Source organism: Anaerosporobacter mobilis DSM 15930, from assembly GCF_900142955.1.
Lineage (GTDB): Bacteria > Bacillota > Clostridia > Lachnospirales > Lachnospiraceae > Anaerosporobacter > Anaerosporobacter mobilis.
This window is the reverse complement of the sequence record NZ_FRCP01000005.1, coordinates 98,051-117,615: the sequence shown is the minus strand read 5'-3', so window position 1 is coordinate 117,615 and position 19,565 is coordinate 98,051. Positions and strand designations below refer to the sequence as shown.

Genomic DNA, 19,565 nt, shown 5'->3' with positions numbered 1-19,565 from the left:
ACTGGTATTAGTATAACTTGGTATTCGTCATTCTACAACATAAAGTTATAGATGTCAATACTTTAAAGCGTTAAACTTCAACGCGTTGAATAAGAAGTGAGATATATAAAATTATATTTATTTGTGTAATAATTCCTAAAACATGTCCATATCATATAGAAATGTCTCATTGAGATAAAAAACTTAGAATTTCTAAGGAAGTTGTTTGGTAAATATGGATAAAATGGTTGTAATACACAGAAATATTTAGTACAATATTTACATAGGACAAAGAACCTTTAATCATCAAATTTTGTTACTCTAAACAGGAATATTCGTGTATAGGAGGTATCATGTATGGACATTTATACTTCAGACAAGATTAGAAATGTTGTAATATTAGGGCATGGTGGTTGTGGTAAGACTACTTTAATTGAAGCGATAGCGTATACTATGAAAGTTACGAATCGCCAAGGGAAAGTAGAAGACGGTAATACGATTAGCGATTATGATAAAGAAGAGATAAAGCGACGTTTTTCTATTAGTACCGCAGTCGTACCGATTATTTGGGAAGATACCAAAATCAATTTCCTTGATACACCAGGATATTTTGATTTTGTTGGTGAAACACAGGAAGCAATGGCAGCAGCTGATGCAGCGGTTATTGTTATATCTGCAAAGGCCGGTGTTGAAGTTGGAACAGTACGCGCCTGGGAACTGTGTGAACGATATAAACTTCCTCGTATGTTTTTTGTTACGGATATGGATGATGACAATGCAAGTTATCGTCAAGTGGTAGAAAAGTTAACAGACCTATATGGTAAGAAGATTGCACCTTTCCATCTTCCAATTCGACAAGATGAGAAGTTTATTGGCTTTGTTAACATTGTTAAGATGCAAGGCAGAAAATTCACTACTTTAAGTGATTATGAAGAATGTGAAATCCCAGAGTATTCTATGGCGAATCTTACTTCTTGCCGTGAAGCTTTATTAGAAGCAGTAGCAGAAACTAGTGAAGATAGGATGGAGAGATATTTTGCAGGAGAGGAGTTTTCACAGGAAGAGATTTCGATTGCTCTTAGAGAGAATGTAATGGACGGTACCGTAGTTCCTGTTTTGATCGGATCTGGACTTAATTGTCAAGGAACGACTATGTTACTACAGGCAATCGAAAAATATTTCCCATCACCAGATAAGACGACTACCCTTGGGGTTAACAAGATAACAAATGAAGAAGTAGAAGTAAAATTTGAAGAAAATAAACCTATGACAGCTAATGTGTTTAAAACAATTGTTGACCCGTTCGTAGGCAGATTCTCGGTAGTTAAAGTACATAGTGGTATCTTAAAGGCTGATACTCTTGTATGGAATCCGTTGAAAGAAAGCGAAGAAAAGGTTGCTAAACTATATATTCTAAGAGGTAAGGAACAATTTGAAGTAAGAGAACTTCATGCAGGTGATATTGGAGCAATCAGTAAATTGACTATTACAGCAACGGGAGATACCTTAACGACTAAAGAGGCACCTATTGTCTATAAGAAACCAGAGGTACCAAAACCTTATACATTTATGCGTTATTCCACCAAGAATAAAGGAGATGAAGATAAAGTATCGCAGTCTCTTGCTAAGATGTTAGAAGAGGATTTAACTCTTTTGGTAAAGAACGATACTAAGAATAGACAGACTCTACTCTTTGGGATCGGGGAGCAGCAATTAGAGATTTTGGTAAGTAAGTTATTAAGTAGATACAAGGTGGAAATCGAGTTATCGAAACCAAAAGTTTCTTATCAAGAGACAATACGTAAAGCTGCTAAGGTACAAGGAAAATATAAGAAACAATCTGGTGGTCATGGTCAATATGGTGATGTTCACATTGAATTCGAGCCGTCTGGTGATCTTGGCACTCCTTATATATTTGAAGAAAAAGTTTTTGGAGGTGCAGTACCTAAGAATTTCTTCCCAGCAGTCGAAAAGGGAATCGCAGAAAGTGTAGTGAAAGGACCTTTGGCGGGGTATCCTGTCGTTGGGGTCAAAGCAACTTTGGTAGATGGTTCTTATCACCCTGTAGATTCTTCTGAGATGGCATTTAAGATGGCGGCTATTCAAGCTTTTAAGAAAGCCTTTGAACTAACCAACCCCGTTTTACTTGAGCCAATTGTTTCTTTAAGAGTTGTAGTACCTGATCGATTTACTGGTGATATTATGGGAGACTTGAATAAGAGGCGTGGAAGGGTTATGGGGATGAATCCATGCGAATACGGAAAACAAGAAATCGTAGCAGACATTCCTATGGCGGAATTGGTAGGTTATTCTACTGATTTACGTTCTATGACAGGTGGAATAGGAGAGTATAGTTATGAATTCGCTCGTTATGAACAGGCACCATCGGAGGTACAGGCGACAATCGTGAATGAGAATAAAAAAGAAGAAGCGGTATAAAGTATATAGTATCAATAATGCCTGCTAGGATTTATGTCCTTATTGGTAAAATAGGATTCATAATGATAGAATTTAATCGATGCTGAGAAAAAGCAAGAAAACACAAGTATAAATCAATTGACAGATGGATATACTTATGATAGACTAGACAAGTATGATTTCAGCCGATACCAGGATATAGGACACTCCGACCTATGGCTTAGTATTTGGCGATTTATTAATAGGAGGAATTTAAGATGATTAACAAAGAAAAGAAGCAAGAAGTTATCGCAGCTTACGGAAGAAATCCACAAGATACTGGATCACCTGAAGTGCAAATCGCTTTATTAACAGTTAGAATTAACGAGTTAACTGAGCATTTAAAAGCTAACAAGAAAGATCACCACTCAAGAAGAGGTCTATTAAAAATGGTAGGTCAAAGAAGAGGTCTTCTTGAATACCTAAAGAAAAACGATATCGAAGCTTACCGTAAGCTTATCGAACGTTTAGGTTTAAGAAAGTAATAACAACGTAAATATTTTTTAATTATACACGACAAACAAACAAACAGTAAAAAGCCATATTGTGATTGCAGATTATGTAGTCATAGTATGGCTTTTTACTTGCTTTATATACATGATTTTTTACTTACTATTTGCTATTTTCTTGCAGGGTTTGGCAGCAAAAGAACTATTATTACAGTAATTTATACGTAGGATTATTATAAATAAAAATAAGTAGCATAAATCTTCCATAGGTGATATAATAGAAATGAATATGGAGATGTATCCCGAGACTTCTGAAAAGTACATTATCATAGTTTTAGTGTATTTTTCAGTTGTTTCGGCATCTCCAGTAAAATTAAATCAGAAATCAGATTACCATTAGAAAGAATCTGAAAATAAAAGGAGATAAAATATGTTCAAAAGTTATTCTATGGAACTAGCTGGCAGAACTTTAACAGTTGATGTTGGCAGAGTAGCAGCACAAGCGAATGGAGCTGCATTAATGCATTATGGGGATACAGTTGTATTATCTACAGCTACTGCATCAGACAAGCCTAGAGAAGGAATTGATTTCTTCCCACTTAGTGTAGAATATGAAGAAAAATTATATGCCGTTGGGAAAATCCCAGGTGGTTTTAATAAAAGAGAAGGAAAAGCATCTGAAAATGCAATCTTAACATCTCGTGTTATCGATAGACCAATGCGTCCGCTATTCCCTAAAGACTATAGAAATGATGTAACTCTTAATAATCTAGTTATGTCAGTGGACCCTGATTGTAGTCCAGAACTTACAGCTATGATAGGTTCAGCAATTGCTGTAGCGATTTCTGATATTCCTTTTGATGGTCCTTGTTCTACAACGCAAGTTGGATTAGTAGATGGTGAATTCGTATTCAATCCAAATGCAGATCAAAAAGCAAATTCTGATCTTCAATTAACTGTAGCATCAACAAAAGAGAAAGTTATCATGATTGAAGCTGGTGCTAACGAAGTTTCAGAAGACAAGATGATTGAAGCTATCTTTGCTGCACATGAAGTTAACCAAAAAGTAATCGAATTTATCGATACAATCGTTGCTGAATGTGGAAAAGCGAAACATGGTTACGAGAGTTGTGCAGTGCCTGCAGAATTATTCGAAGCAATCAAAGAAGTAGTTCCTCCAGTAGAGATGGAAGAAGCAGTATTCACAGATGTTAAACAAGACAGAGAAGAAAATATCAAAAAGATTACTGCAAAATTAGAGGAAGCATTTGCAGATAATGAAGAATGGTTAGCTGTGCTTGGCGAAGCTATCTATCAATATCAAAAGAAAACAGTACGTAAGATGATCTTAAAAGATCATAAACGTCCAGATGGTAGAGATATTACACAGATTCGTAGATTAGCAGCAGAAGTTGATATTATACCTAGAGTTCATGGTTCTGCTATGTTCACAAGAGGACAAACTCAAATCTGTACAATTACAACATTAGCACCTCTTTCAGAGGCTCAAAGAATTGATGGTTTAGATGAAGCAGAAACTTCTAAGAGATATATGCATCACTACAACTTCCCATCATACTCTGTTGGTGAAACAAGACCTTCAAGAGGACCTGGTCGTCGTGAAATAGGACATGGTGCATTAGCAGAACGTGCATTAATTCCAGTATTACCAAGTGCGTCAGAATTCCCATATGCAATTAGAACAGTATCTGAGACATTTGAATCAAATGGTTCTACTTCACAAGCTTCTATTTGTGCATCTACAATGTCATTGATGGCTGCAGGTGTTCCAATCACTAAACCAGTTGCAGGTATTTCTTGTGGTTTAGTAACTGGCGATTCAGACGATGATTATATCGTATTAACAGATATCCAAGGACTTGAAGACTTCTTTGGAGATATGGACTTTAAAGTAGCTGGTACACCTGATGGTATCACAGCAATTCAAATGGATATTAAGATTCACGGACTTACAAGAGCAATTATTGAAGAAGCTATTAAGACAACAAAAGAAGCAAGAATGCACATCTTAAACGATGTTATGATTCCATGTATTGCAAAACCAAGAACAGAAGTTGGGGAATTCGCTCCTAAAATTGTTCAAATTCAAATTGACCCAGCAAAGATTGGTGACGTAGTTGGTCAAAGAGGTAAAACAATCAATGCAATCATTGAACAAACTGGTGTTAAAATTGACATTACTGATGACGGTGCAGTTTCTGTATGTGGTACAGATGCAGATAAGATGAACGAAGCAATTCGTATAATTCAAACAATCGTTACGGACTTTGAAGAAGGACAAATCTTTGAAGGCAAAGTAATTAGCATTAAGGAATTTGGTGCATTCCTAGAATTTGCTCCAGGTAAAGAAGGTATGGTTCACATCTCTAAGATTTCCAAAGATAGAATCAACCATGTTGAAGATGTACTCTCACTTGGTGATGTTGTTAAAGTTGTTTGTCTTGGAAAAGATAAGATGGGAAGAATCAGCTTTAGTATCAAGGATGTTCAATAAGAGTATTATCTATAGATGATGGAATAGATATCACAGTGCGTGAGAGCGTGCCGAATGGCATGTATAGAGTATCTCGTAAGTGTTGGCTTATGAGATACTCTTTTACGTGATACTCTAACCAGAGTTTCGTAAGTGCCTATAATAACTTATAAAAGAAAGGGGAAGGTTCATGACAATCACAACTAGGCTGTCCAATGGCTTACCCGTTGTGTTAGAGAGAATGCCATATCTTAAAAGTGTATCCTTTGGGGTATGGGTGAAAGTGGGTTCTGCTTATGAGAATTCACGTAATAATGGAATTGCTCATATGTTAGAGCATATGTTCTTCAAAGGGACGACAACTAGAACTGCAAGAGATTTAGCAGACATTACATCTATGATTGGTGGGAATGTGAATGCGTATACAAGTAAGGAGTGTACAAACTTCTATGCTACAACGATAGATGAATATCTACCAATAGCAATCGATATGATTAGTGATATGATTCAAAATTCTGTTTTTAATGCAGAAGAACTTGAGAAAGAAAAGGGAGTTGTACTAGAAGAAATCGATATGTACGATGATTCTGCAGAAGACATGTGCCATGAGATGTTACAGAAGGAAGTGTGGAATCAACATCCTCTAGGGTATCTAATATCGGGAGAAAAAGAAGTTGTTCGAACATTTACCAGAGAACAGTTGATGGAATTTAGAAATCAGTATTATACTGCTGATAATATGATTATCTCCATTGCGGGTAATTATAATGAAGAAACCATATTAAAGCAATTAGAGTTGTGCTTTGGAACGATTCCGGTTACGGCAACTCGTCCGATATTAACGATTCCAACATATAAGAAATGCATATATAAAGACGAGAAAGATATTGAACAGATGCATATTAATATTGCGTTTCCTTCGATTGCGAACATAGATGAAAGAAGATATGAGTTAACGGTTATGAATGACATACTTGGAGAAAGCGCAAATTGTATGCTATTCCAAAGAATACGAGAGGATATGGGGTTAACCTACTCCATCTATTCCTATGAAAGTAGTTTTGTAACAACAGGTTTATTTCATATCTATGCGGCGACGAATCCAGAACCTGCTCTTACTATATATGATGAGATTTTCCATATCATTAGTGAAGTGAAGGAAGAAGGTTTCTCTGAGAAAGATATAGAAGAGACAAAGAAGCAGATTTGTGTTAATCTTACGATTGCTAGCGAAAGTACGAGAAACCGTATGGATAGTAATGCAAAGCACATAATGAAATATGGAAAGATAATTCCGCTTAATGATGTGATAGAGCGTGTTAACACAATTACGAGAGAGAATGTAAATGCATTGGCTAAGGATATACTTGATGAAACTTCATGCAGTATTGCCTTAGTTGGTAATCTGGATAAGAAGATTGTGAAAGGAATAGAACAAAGATGGAAACTATAAAGATACAATATTTAGACGACTCAATTCATAGACTGGAATACATTGATGGGAAATCAGATTGGATTGACCTTCGTGCAGCAGAGGATGTAGAGTTAAAAGAAGGAGAATTTCGCTTAATTCCGTTAGGTGTAGCAATGCAACTGCCAGAAGGATATGAAGCCCATATTATACCAAGAAGCAGTACGTATAAGAATTTCGGAATCATACAATCAAACCATATGGGATTAGTAGATGAATCATATTGCGGACCAAATGATTGGTGGTATATGCCAGCAATTGCTTTACGCGACACTAAAATCTGTAAGAATGATCGTATCTGTCAGTTCAGAATAGAAAAACATCAACCAACCTTAATTTTTAATGAGGTAAGTGCATTAACGGGCAAAGACCGTGGAGGCATTGGTTCGACTGGTAAGAACTAATAAGATTCTCGCCCCGTTGAAGTTTTTGTTGTGGAACATAAGGCTCAAAATACAGAGCCTAAGTTCCGACGACTTTATACCGTGATCCGCATTTGTATAAATAAATATTGCGGATGAAGAAGATGGACAAACGTCGATTCGTGTCTTTTATCATTGACAAAACAGTTGTATTAGTTATAAAATGAATTCAGTGAATTTATCAATGCATTACGTTAAAAGGTAAAGCCGTTCACTTAATTTATGACATGAAAGGTGATAAGATGAACGATTATAGTATTAGTACAAATTGTATTCAATCTGGATATGAACCAAAGAATGGAGAACCGAGAGTTCTACCAATCTATCAGTCTACTACATACAAATACGATACCAGTGACCAAGTAGGTAAATTATTTGACCTTGAAGCGGAAGGTTTCTTCTATTCAAGACTTAGCAATCCAACAGTTGACGCTGTTGAAAGAAAAATTGCAACACTAGAAGGTGGTGTTGGAGCTTTATGTACTTCGACAGGGCAAGCAGCAACTACATTTGCTATATTAAATATCTGTGGAGCAGGTGATCATGTTGTAGCATCTATTGCTATCTACGGTGGTTCAACTAATTTACTTGGTGTTACATTCAAAAAACTAGGAATTGATGTTACTTTCGTCGATCCGGACGCACCAATCGAGGAATTACAAAAAGCGGTTCAAGAGAATACAAAATGTATCTTTACTGAAACAATCTCCAATCCTACACTAGTTGTATGTGATATTGAGAAGATGGCAAAACTTGCCCATCAGAATGGTATTCCTTTAATTATAGATAATACATTTGCTACACCTATTAATTGTAGACCGTTTGAATACGGAGCTGATATCGTTATTCATTCAACTTCAAAATATATGGACGGTCATGCTATTGCCCTTGGTGGTGTTATTGTGGATAGTGGTAATTTTGATTGGAATTCAGACAAATTCCCTGGATTATCTACACCAGATGAGTCCTACCATGGTATGATATATGCAAGAGATTGCGGAAAAGCCGCTTACATAACCAAAGCAAGAGTTCAACTTATGAGAGATATGGGAGCAACTCCAGCACCATTGAATGCCTTCTTACTTAATGTTGGTTTAGAAACACTACATCTACGTGTAGAACGCCATTGTGAAAATGCATTGGCGGTTGCGAAATGGTTAGAATCAAATGATAAAGTATCTTGGGTTAACTATCCAGGTCTAGAGAGCAATAAGTATCATGAATTAGCTAAGAAATATCTACCAAAGGGAAATTGTGGTGTTGTATCCTTTGGCGTTAAGGGTGGAAGAGAAGTCGCTGCAAATCTTATGGAAAAACTAAAACTTGCAGCTATCGTAGTACATGTAGCTGATGCGCGTACAAGTGTACTTCATCCTGCAAGTACAACACATCGTCAACTTACAGATGAACAATTAGTACAATCAGGAGTTGAACCAGAGTTAATTCGAATGTCAGTGGGCATAGAAGATATCGTAGATATTATAAAGGATTTAGAGCAAGCTTTTGCACAAATTTAATTAGTAGAAAGCACGTTTTTCTACTTTCAACTGCTATGAATAATAAAGAAGACAATTTATCAAGGTATAGTATACAATTTGATGAATTGTCTTTCCTGATTTCTAGAAAGTAATAGGGTAATCTGGAATCTGGGGTGTGACGCTTCGCTTAGGATTGCTTATCATTGACGTTTTTTGGCATCTAGGATTTGAAGAATATGTAAAATGAGAAGTGTAAACCCAATCATGATTGAGTAGAAGATAAAAACAATTAATAGTATAAAAGTTGTACGTAAAACGGTAGCTATTAACCACATCATATTACTACCTCATATTTTCTTATAATATAGGGTATTCTATGTAATCGGTTTTAGTACCTAAGATTTGATTATTGATAAATGTATTTACAATATTAAACATATAAGATAGAATGAATATTATTAGTCGTACATAATTAAGCATTCTATTAATAAAAGTGAAGGAGAAAATAAGATGTTTGAGATGAAAGAGGAGTATAAGATTGGTATTAAAGAGATTGATGAACAGCATGAGAGATTGTTTCAAATAGCAGAAAAAGCATATACACTTTTAACAAATGAATTTATTGTAGACAAATATGATGGGATTGTTGAGATTCTCAAGGAATTAACAGAATATACAAAGCAACATTTTACGTATGAAGAAGAGTATATGCAAAAAATAGGGCATAAGATGATGTTTTCACAGAAAATGGATCATCATGAGTTTGTAGCGATGTTAGAAGAAATTAACCTTGATGAGATAGATAATAATCAAGAAGATGCTATTATGAATCTCCTTACCTATCTAGGCGATTGGTTAGTAAAACATATCGTTGAGAAGGATATGTTAATTGGTAAGGAAATAGAGTAAGGTTTAGATTAAGTTTGAATAGGGATGGTCAAAAACTCACATACTATTTGAAAAATAAGTGAGGTAAAGTTACTATGCAAACAAAGAATCTATGCGATATTGATGCTGTAAATTACATGGAAAATAGCGATGAAATTAATAAATCAGGAAACAATGAGAATAGTAGTCAAGGTAATATAATAGTTGATGATAAAACAGCAAAAGAAGCGGAGAAACTTCAGAATGATAAGGTTCGGGAATATGGTCAAGTCACACTCGATAAGAACAAAAGGGATCATAAATTACATCTCTTAACAATTATCGGTGAAATTGAGGGGCATGAATGTTTATCACAACAAACGAAGACTACAAAATATGAACATATTCTTCCTCAATTAGCAGTCCTAGAAGATAGTGATGACATTGAAGGAGTTTTAGTCCTAGTCAATACGATCGGTGGAGCTGTTGAATCTGGACTTGCTATAGCTGAGATGATTGCTTCCTTAAGCAAACCAACAGTTTCCTTAATTATTGGAGATAGTCACTCTATTGGAGTGCCGCTAGCAGTAGCAACGGATTATTCCTTCATAGTACCTACGGGTACGGTTATAATTCATCCTGTCCGAATGAGCGGAACAGTAATTGGATCTAGACAGACATATGATTATTTTAAAATTATGCAAGATCGTATTGTCGGTTTTATATCTAATCATAGCAATGCGAGTAAAGAGAGAATTGAAACCATGATGTTTAATACTACCATGTTATCAAGGGATCTTGGTACAATCTTAGTGGGTTCCCAAGCAGTTGACGAAGGAATTGTGGATGCTGTAGGTGGAATTCATGAAGCAATTGAGAAGTTATATGATATGATAGAAGAAAGAGCAAAACAAAATAAGTAGAAATACAAGTAGCAAAACAAAACAAGTAGTTGGTAACTTTGAAAAATAATGATTACCTCTTGCTTATCACAAATAGAAAAGGTATAATTAAATTGGTTCTAATGTAAGTTAAGAAAGCGTATAATCTTATCATACATAGAATCAATTTTTTATGTAATGGCGTGTAACGCCGCTGAAACGAGTGGCAAGTCCGTTCAGTGTTATGATTACGGATTTTGGGACAAGTAAACGTGGGAGGAGAAACCATGACAATATTACAGGCAATCATAATGGGAATTGTTCAAGGAATTGCAGAGTTTTTACCAATTAGTAGTTCTGGACATTTATCTATTATGAAACATATCTTGCATATAAATACAGATACAGGTTTGTTATTTGATGTAATGTTACACTTTGGTACGCTAGTTGCAGTATTAGTATCTTTCTGGAAAGATATTAAACAGTTAATTATAGAGGGGTTTGGTATTCTAGGAGATTTCATTGTTAATATAGGTCGCCTGGTACATAATTTACATTCAAAAGATAAAAAAGAGTATAATAAGGTGATAAGTTCTGCTTATCGCAAATTTGTTATGCTTATTGTTGTATCAACAATACCAACAGGAATAGTTGCACTCTTATTAAAAGAGGTTGTAGAAGTTACAAGTGAAACATTAATTGTACCAGGTTTATGTTTATTATTAACTGGTGTATTATTATTAATTGCAGACCGAACAGTTTCTGGTAAGAAACGGGCCAATGATGTTACCTATGCGAATGCAGGAATTATTGGTTTGACGCAAGGAATTGCAACACTTCCGGGGTTGTCGCGTTCGGGAACAACAATTACAGCTTGTTTGTCATGTGGATTAGATACTAATTTTGCTGTTAAGTATTCGTTCATTATGTCGATACCAGCAATATTTGGTGCGGTCATTTTACAAATTAAAGATTTTGGTACACTTGCAGTTGAATCTACTGAAGTAGTGGCATATGTAATTGGTACAATAATTGCAGCTATCGTAGGATATATATGCATTAAGACTATGTTAGTTGTTGTACGTGGGAAAAAATATAAAGGATTTGCTTACTATTGTTTTGTAGTAGGTACTATAGCAGTTATATGGAATTTTGTAGCTTAAGGAGGAATTATTAATGGCGGCAACTCAAAGAAAGCCTGCTTCGTCAACGAAGAAAGCACCTAGTAAAAAACCATCTACTAGTAGAAGTGGAGCTTCTGGACGTAAAAAGGGGAATACAAGAAAGAATAGCGGCCATCAAAATAACCAGTATGGGATGAGTCGTTATAAGGACGAGATAACAATAGTAATTACTCTTGTTGTTGCTGTTATTTTAGTACTTAGTAATTTTAATTTAAGTGGTAGTGTAGGTGCATTTATTAATCGATTCACATTCGGAATGTTTGGCTTATTAGCATATTTTCTACCGTATATTTTGTTTTTTGGTGTTGCTTTTCATATATCGAATAAGGGAAATTATACAGCAACAATTAAACTTATTAGTAGTATCTGTTTCGTCTGTATGGTAGCAGCTTTTGTTCAATTAGTTACAATAGACTATAATTCGGAATGGTCGATATTTGGTTATTATACTGCCTCGGCATCTAACAAGAATGGTGGAGGCTTCATAGGTGGCGTAATTTATTCGATTATGTACCCATTGTTCGGTTTTGCTGGTACACTGGTAATCTTGCTTGCTATTATGACCTTATTAATCATGTTTATAACAGAACGTCTCTTGTTTGCAAGTCTTGGTAAGAAAAGTGCTGTTAAATTAAAAGAGATGAAAGCAAGAAGAGTAGAGGTCAAGAAAGCACGCGATGAATCATATTACTCAGAAGAATATGATGGATATGATGATGAGGTTTATGGAGAACCTGAACCTAAACATGTTAGTCAAAGTAAAGGCGGGCAAGAAGAGGATGCAATACCGTTTGATACAAGAAAGAGTGCAAAAGGCGAACGTAGGAAAAAGGCGAAGACATTTACATTCCATGGAGCTTCTCAGAATACGAAATCTTCTGCACAGACTAAGGAAGCTATCTCTAACGATACGGTTGTACCAGTACATGAGGCATCAGAAGCATCTGTAACTACATCATCAGCTCCTTTAGATGAAGTAAAGCCATTTGATTTTGATTCGATACCAATCTATAGAGGAGATCAAACCTCTAATTATGATTATGACGAAACACCAATCTATAAAGAAGAGATGAAACGCAAATTTAGTCAAGCTAAGGATTATGATATTAAAAAGCTTGCTGAACAAATAATGAATGAGAGTTTTGATGGTGATTCTACAAAAGTAGACAAAGTTACAGTGCGTAATTCTACAGCAATAGAACGAAAAAAAACATCTCCTAAAGACGTTGATGTTTTCGGTGATACTATGCAATCCGATTCGATGAATACATTGTATAGTAGTACCCCTAATTTGAATCAAGTACAAGGGCATACGGAAGGTGCTACGAGTGGAGAAGAACCAAAAAGTAATGATTTCGTTTGTAACGATGTTTACACACAAGAACATCAAACTTCTAGTAATGATGATTTAGAATCTACTACATTTAAAGATCAGATAGAAGAAGATAATTTTGATGATTTCCGTGTCGATTTGAAGGCCCTTGAAAATGAAGAAGTAGAAGAGGCATTCCTTAATGCAACGGATCAAGAAGGAATCCAAACGTTAAGGACAGATAATGAGCATAACGTTAGTAGTAATGTGAATCACAAAGAAACTGCCAGAAATAAAGATGTCGAACAGAAAGACAACGTGGGTTCTACACAGGTAGAACCTGTAATTGAGGAAGTAGAAGAACCGTTTGTATATGAATTCCCACCATTAGATTTGCTTACTAGACCAAAGAAATCTTCAAAAGGTGTTTCTGATGGAGAGTTGAAAGAGACTGCCATGAAATTACAACAGACCTTACAAAGTTTTGGTGTAGGAGTAACCATTACCAATGTAAGTTGTGGACCAGCGGTAACCCGTTATGAACTACAACCTGAACAAGGTGTAAAGGTAAGTAAGATAACTAATCTAGCGGATGATATTAAACTAAATCTAGCTGCAGCTGATATACGTATAGAGGCACCAATTCCTGGTAAAGCCGCTGTTGGTATTGAAGTACCTAATAAAGAGAATTCCTCAGTTATGTTTCGAGAACTTATTGAAGGGAAAGACTTCAAAGAACATGGAAGTAACCTTGCATTTGCAGTTGGTAAGGATATTGGTGGACAAGTCGTTGTTACTGACATTGCCAAGATGCCTCACCTTCTTATCGCTGGAGCAACTGGTTCAGGTAAGTCCGTATGTATTAATACATTAATTATGAGTATTCTATATAAAGCACATCCTGATGATGTTAAATTAATTATGGTTGATCCAAAGGTTGTAGAATTAAGTGTATATAATGGAATCCCTCATCTATTAATCCCAGTTGTAACAGACCCTAAGAAAGCTTCTGCTGCTCTAAACTGGGCTGTTATGGAGATGACAGATCGATACAATCGTTTTGCTGAACTTGGTGTAAGAGATATCAAAGGATATAACACTAAGATAGAGAAAGTAAAAGAATTTAATGATGAGAAGTTTAAAAAGATGCCTCAGATTGTTATTATTGTAGACGAGCTTGCAGATCTTATGATGGTAGCTCCTGGTGAGGTAGAAGATGCGATTTGTCGTTTAGCACAGATGGCCCGTGCTGCTGGAATTCATCTTATTATTGCTACGCAAAGACCATCAGTTAACGTTATTACTGGTCTTATTAAGGCAAATGTACCTTCTCGTATTGCTTTCTCAGTATCTTCAGCCATCGACTCAAGAACAATTATTGATAGTTCTGGTGCGGAAAAATTACTTGGTAAAGGGGATATGTTATTCTTCCCTTCGGGATATCCAAAACCGGTTCGTATTCAAGGTGCTTTTGTTTCTGATAAAGAAGTTAGTGGAGTGGTAGAATTCTTGTCATCGCAGCGAAGTAAGCCTTCATATAATGAAGAGATAACGAACAAGATAACAAGTGCACCTTCATCAGAAGGAGCAACTGCTCCAGCAAATGATCGGGATGATTATTTTGTAGAAGCTGGTAAGTTTATTATTGAGAAAGATAAAGCTTCCATTGGTATGTTACAACGTGTATATAAGATTGGTTTTAATCGTGCTGCACGTATTATGGATCAGTTATATGAAGCTGGTGTTGTAGGGCCTGAAGAGGGAACTAAACCAAGAAAGGTTCTGATGTCAGAAGTGGAATTCGAACAATATGTGGATGAATATGTATAGATGAAAGTCTAGAGTAACTATGGTGGTATTACACAAACAAAAGATTATGGAAATGTTTGTGTTGGTACCACCATAGGTGTTAGTGTGACAAAACTAGTTAAGAACGTCGGTCTAGAATGGAGGACTGTTATGAAGAGAGCATGGTTAGTAACAAATGAGTTCTTGAATACACAAAAATATTCAGAATTAAATATGTGGTTAGTGAAAGTTGCAGAAAAAAATAATATTGATTTGCTTGTTAAGACAAATGCGGAGCTATTAGTAGATCTAGGTAGTAATCATACAATTCAAAATATGATAGAAGTAGAGAAACCAGAGTTTGTATTGTTCTGGGATAAAGATATTCGTCTGGCAAGTTTTCTTGAGAGTTTATCCATGAAAGTATTTAACTCCTCTAAAGCAATAGAAATATGTGATAATAAAGCAATGACACACATAGCATTAAAGCAAAAGAATATTAAGATGCCAAAGACAATACTTGCCCCAATGACTTATGAAAATATCGGATTTACAAACTATGATTTTGTTGAGAGGATGAAAAAACAGTTATCCTATCCGATTGTAGTGAAGGAATGTTTTGGATCTTTCGGTCAACAAGTATATCTAGTTCATGATGATGTGGAACTGATGCGTTGTATTGAGAAGATAGGAGCAAAACCATTTCTTTTTCAAGAATATATTAAATCAAGTTTTGCACGTGATATTCGATTAAACGTTGTTGGGGATCAGGTAGTCGCTACGATGTATCGATATTCGGATACGGGAGATTTTAGAGCCAACATATCAAATGGTGGAAAGATGAAACCGTTCAAGCCAACAAAACAACAAGTACAATTGGCTGTAGACTGTGTGAAAGCGTTAGGGCTTGATTTCGCTGGAGTTGATCTATTATTTGATGTGAATGAGGAACCAATTGTGTGTGAAGTCAATTCTAATGCACATTTTAAAAATATATATGATTGTACAGGTGTTGATGTGGCAGAACATATTCTTGGTTACATCTGTAATAAGCTGAAATTGGTGAATGAGAGTGTGTAGTTTTTTTAGTAAACCAGTGCTGAATTGAACTGCGTGTTCAATTTGTGTGCAAACAGCTAAAAAGAGTTGATAACTAGACGGTTATTGAAATAATAAAGAAGGAGAAGCACAATGATTGGTTGGATTTTGTATGGTCGAAAAGAAGCAGAGTACAATAAGCACTACATTACAATGTATCAAGAGGAAGGAAAGAAATTTGATATTACATTTGAATTGATTATCGTAGAAGAATTGGAATATGGTGTTCGTAACAATACTTGGTATGTAGAATATCAAGGTGAGATTATGAAATTACCTACATTTGCAATTAGTAGAGTAATATACCCGCTTCTCACTAGACAACTAGAATGTATGAAAGTTCCTGTATTCAACGGTTCAGAGGTTGCTAGAATATGCAACGATAAAGCGAGTACGTACCAAGTAGTTGCTTCGTTAGGTATAGACATTGTTGATACTACATTTTGCAAGCGTGGTAGTTTGAGAGAGTATTTGAGTAGAAGGACTACGAAAACAGTTGTTAAAACCGTTGATGGTCATGGAGGGCAGCAAGTGTTTTTGGTGGATCCTAACGAATCACAACAAGTAGAGGAAGTGATTATGGATACCGAACATCATGATACAGTAATACAACCACTTGTTGGGAAGGAACATAAGGACCTTCGAGTATATGTGATTGGTGATACCATTATTGCTGCAATTCTTAGAAGAGCTAAGGAGGGATTCAAATCAAACTTTTCTTTGGGTGGTGACGTTTCTATCTATGAATTGAATAAAGAAGAAAGAGAGAAGGTTCAGTTGATTATCGAGCTGATAAAACCTAACATGGTAGGAATTGACTTTATCATTGATGACGATGGTGAACTGATTTTTAATGAAATTGAAGACGTTGTAGGTGCCAGAATGTTATATCAATGTACCGATATTAATTTAGTTAAGTTATATATTGAACACATTCTTGATCATCTTTAGGAGGCATATGTCTGCATGAGTAAATTGTTCTACTTCCATAAGCAAAAGAGGAAGCTTATGATAGCTATGACTATTATTTTGATAGGTAGCTCTTACTTATGTTATTCCACCAAAGATGATTCTTTTTTTAATAATCAAGAGAAATCTACTATACAATCAAATACAGAATATGATGCAGATATAGATGGTAAAAAGCTGGTTTCTGTACATTTCCTGGATATAGGTAAAGCGGATAGTATCTTAATCAAGATTGATGATAAGGCAGTTTTAATTGATTCGGGAACAAGCCAAAAGGCTAAGGTAATTATAGAGTATCTTAAGAGACAAGATGTTACAAAATTTGAATATGCGATTGCTACCCATTGCGATAAAGATCATGTAGGGGGAATGAGTGATATATTAAAAGAATTTCCAACTGATGTTTTGCTAATGTCCTCAAGGGGAAAGAATACGAAGCCTTACATAGCAATGATGAATACTGCAACTAAGTTGAAAGTAACACAACTCATACCAAAGGTTAGGACTATATTCTATGTTGAAGGAGTAAAGTTTACGGTACTTGCTCCGGGTGATAAAGCGATGGCCGCAGGAACAGCTAATGAGAGTTCCATTGTTCTCATGATGCAATATGGAAAAAAGAAATTCTTATTCATGGGAGATGCGATGGAGGTATCGGAAAAGGAGATGTTAGCGGGAGGATACGATCTACAAGCAGATGTTATTAAAGTTGGACATCATGGAGATACGAGGTCATCCGGTGAGAAATTTCTAGACGCGGTCGATCCTGCTGTGGCAGTTATTACTTGTGATGAGGGAGACGGAACGTCATTACCAGAGAAGGAGACACTAGAAGTTATTAGTAAGCAACGTATTCTGTTGTATCGAACAGACAAAGACGGTACCATTGTGATGACCACCAATGGTGTTGATATTAAGATAGAAAAGTCTAATAGGGGTTGATGCTACACTGGACAATTCCATAGAAATAAGGTATAGTATACGATGGACTGGATAAACGTTATCTTGGAAACATCAAAATTCTCAAGATAAATATATAATATGGATAAGGATAGAAAGAGAGAACGTTATGAATTTAGAAAATACAAAGAACCAAGAAGTAGAAGAGTTTTCTTCTGAAACAAAGCGTCAGTATCAATATATTGAAAATCTAAGAAAATGGCATGATCAAAAGAAAGAAGAATTAGGAAGACCATTAACTGCTTGTGTGCAATGTTTTGGCTGCCAGATGAATGCAAGAGATGCGGAAAAGATTACAGGTATCTTAGAAAAAATCGGTTACCAAATGGTAGAAACAGAAGAAGCAGATTTTGTAATATATAATACATGTACTGTGCGTGAGAATGCGAATCTTAAAGTATATGGACGTTTAGGTTACCTAAGTAAATTAAAGAAAAAAAATCCAGATATGATGATTGCTCTTTGTGGTTGTATGATGCAAGAACAGACAGTAGTTGATAAGATAAAGAAAAGTTACCGTTATGTTGATATTATTTTCGGTACTCATAATATATTCAAATTAGCAGAATTAATGCAAGCAAGACTTGACTCAGATGGAATGATTATTGATATCTGGAAGGACACAACTGAAATAGTGGAAGACCTACCAAGTGAAAGAAAATACCGTTTTAAAGCAGGGGTTAATATTATGTTTGGCTGTAACAACTTCTGCAGTTATTGTATTGTTCCTTATGTTCGCGGTCGTGAGAGAAGTCGTAATCCAGAAGATATCATTAAGGAAATCAAAGAACTTGTTGCAGATGGTGTTGTAGAGATAATGTTACTTGGACAAAATGTTAATTCTTATGGAAAAAACCTAGAGAGTCCAATGACATTTGCAGAGTTATTACAAGAAATTGTAAAGATTGACGGTCTTGAGAGGGTACGTTTCATGACCTCTCATCCAAAAGATTTATCAGATGATTTAATAGAAGTTATGAAGAACTCTAAAAAAATCTGCAATCATCTTCATCTACCAGTACAATCAGGAAGCTCAAGAATTCTTAAAATAATGAATCGCCACTATACAAAGGAACAATATCTTGATCTAGTTGATCGTATTAAAACTGCTATTCCTGGAATCTCATTAACAACAGATATTATTGTTGGATTCCCAGGTGAGACAGAAGAAGACTTTGAAGAAACTCTAGATGTTGTTCGTAAAGTACGATACGATAGTGCTTACACGTTCATCTATTCAAAGAGAACAGGAACACCTGCAGCTAACATGGAAGAGCAAATAGATGATGCAGTTGTAAAAGAACGTTTTAATCGTTTACTAAAAGAAGTACAAACAATTGCTTCTGGATTAACTAAGAAACATGAGGGTACAGTGCAAAGTGTTCTTGTAGAACAAGTCAATGAACAAGATGCAAGTCTTATGACAGGACGTTTAAGTAATAGTTTGTTAGTGCATTTTAAAGGTGAAGAAGAGTTAATAGGTAAAATCGTTGATGTTCGACTTAATGAATGTAAGGGATTTTACTATATTGGTGAATTAGTATAGATGAGAAGTTACTCTCTTAGAACCAATTAATAAATAAAGCACCCTAATCCGATTGATGCAATGATATTGTATCTTTCGGTATGGGTGCTTTTTAGTATAAAAATCGTTACGTTAAGGGCTGTCACAACACATGGTTGATAATTATTATTTTTAGAGCAGAGCTAATTGTGCTCTGCTCAATGGCTGTATATTTAGTTCGATTATGTGAAA

The 19,565-nt window shown here is 35.4% G+C and carries 14 protein-coding genes; all 14 read left to right on the top strand.

Going from position 1 to position 19,565, the window contains the following annotated elements:
• Positions 1-336: 336 nt before the first annotated feature.
• The 14 genes from fusA (at position 337) to miaB (ending at position 19,355) form a co-directional block, all read left to right on the top strand.
• Positions 337-2,418 (top strand): elongation factor G, encoded by a 2,082-nt coding sequence (fusA, locus tag BUB90_RS00425; protein ID WP_073281618.1) that lies wholly within the window; start codon positions 337-339, stop codon positions 2,416-2,418.
• Between the two features lie 236 nt (positions 2,419-2,654).
• Positions 2,655-2,921: a 30S ribosomal protein S15 gene (rpsO, locus tag BUB90_RS00420; RefSeq protein WP_073281617.1), complete on the top strand. Its 267-nt coding sequence runs from the start codon at positions 2,655-2,657 to the stop codon at positions 2,919-2,921.
• Positions 2,922-3,315: 394 nt separating this feature from the next.
• Positions 3,316-5,400, top strand: coding sequence for a polyribonucleotide nucleotidyltransferase (locus BUB90_RS00415; protein ID WP_073281615.1), 2,085 nt, complete (start codon positions 3,316-3,318; stop codon positions 5,398-5,400).
• Between the two features lie 169 nt (positions 5,401-5,569).
• Complete coding sequence (locus tag BUB90_RS00410) at positions 5,570-6,832, top strand: M16 family metallopeptidase (protein WP_073281613.1); 1,263 nt, start codon at positions 5,570-5,572, stop codon at positions 6,830-6,832.
• The gene (locus tag BUB90_RS00405; protein ID WP_073281611.1) at positions 6,820-7,254 is read left to right on the top strand and encodes a dUTP diphosphatase; all 435 of its coding nucleotides are present in this window, start codon (positions 6,820-6,822) and stop codon (positions 7,252-7,254) included. The genes BUB90_RS00410 and BUB90_RS00405 overlap by 13 nt, the downstream gene beginning before the upstream one ends.
• 260 nt (positions 7,255-7,514) lie before the next feature.
• Complete coding sequence (locus BUB90_RS00400) at positions 7,515-8,789, top strand: O-acetylhomoserine aminocarboxypropyltransferase/cysteine synthase family protein (RefSeq protein ID WP_073282513.1); 1,275 nt, start codon at positions 7,515-7,517, stop codon at positions 8,787-8,789.
• 471 nt (positions 8,790-9,260) lie between these two features.
• Positions 9,261-9,659, top strand: coding sequence for a bacteriohemerythrin (locus BUB90_RS00395; RefSeq protein ID WP_073281609.1), 399 nt, complete (start codon positions 9,261-9,263; stop codon positions 9,657-9,659).
• Positions 9,660-9,733: 74 nt separating this feature from the next.
• Entirely contained in the window at positions 9,734-10,540 is an 807-nt protein-coding gene (locus BUB90_RS00390; RefSeq protein ID WP_084139013.1) for a ClpP family protease, read from the top strand.
• Positions 10,541-10,785: 245 nt separating this feature from the next.
• On the top strand, positions 10,786-11,661 hold the full coding sequence (locus tag BUB90_RS00385) for an undecaprenyl-diphosphate phosphatase (RefSeq protein WP_073281607.1): 876 nt from the start codon (positions 10,786-10,788) through the stop codon (positions 11,659-11,661).
• Between the two features lie 13 nt (positions 11,662-11,674).
• Positions 11,675-14,824 carry an FtsK/SpoIIIE family DNA translocase gene (locus BUB90_RS23005; RefSeq protein ID WP_242952449.1) on the top strand — a complete coding sequence of 1,050 codons (3,150 nt, stop codon included), beginning with the start codon at positions 11,675-11,677 and terminating at the stop codon, positions 14,822-14,824.
• 129 nt (positions 14,825-14,953) lie between these two features.
• Positions 14,954-15,862: an ATP-grasp domain-containing protein gene (locus tag BUB90_RS00370; RefSeq protein WP_073281605.1), complete on the top strand. Its 909-nt coding sequence runs from the start codon at positions 14,954-14,956 to the stop codon at positions 15,860-15,862.
• Between the two features lie 111 nt (positions 15,863-15,973).
• The gene (locus BUB90_RS00365; protein WP_073281603.1) at positions 15,974-16,831 is read left to right on the top strand and encodes an ATP-grasp domain-containing protein; all 858 of its coding nucleotides are present in this window, start codon (positions 15,974-15,976) and stop codon (positions 16,829-16,831) included.
• 15 nt (positions 16,832-16,846) lie between these two features.
• Positions 16,847-17,791, top strand: coding sequence for a ComEC/Rec2 family competence protein (locus BUB90_RS00360; RefSeq protein ID WP_073281601.1), 945 nt, complete (start codon positions 16,847-16,849; stop codon positions 17,789-17,791).
• Positions 17,792-17,918: 127 nt separating this feature from the next.
• Positions 17,919-19,355, top strand: a complete 1,437-nt coding sequence (gene miaB / locus BUB90_RS00355; RefSeq protein WP_073281599.1) for a tRNA (N6-isopentenyl adenosine(37)-C2)-methylthiotransferase MiaB — start codon at positions 17,919-17,921, stop codon at positions 19,353-19,355.
• The last annotated feature ends 210 nt before the right edge of the window (positions 19,356-19,565 follow it).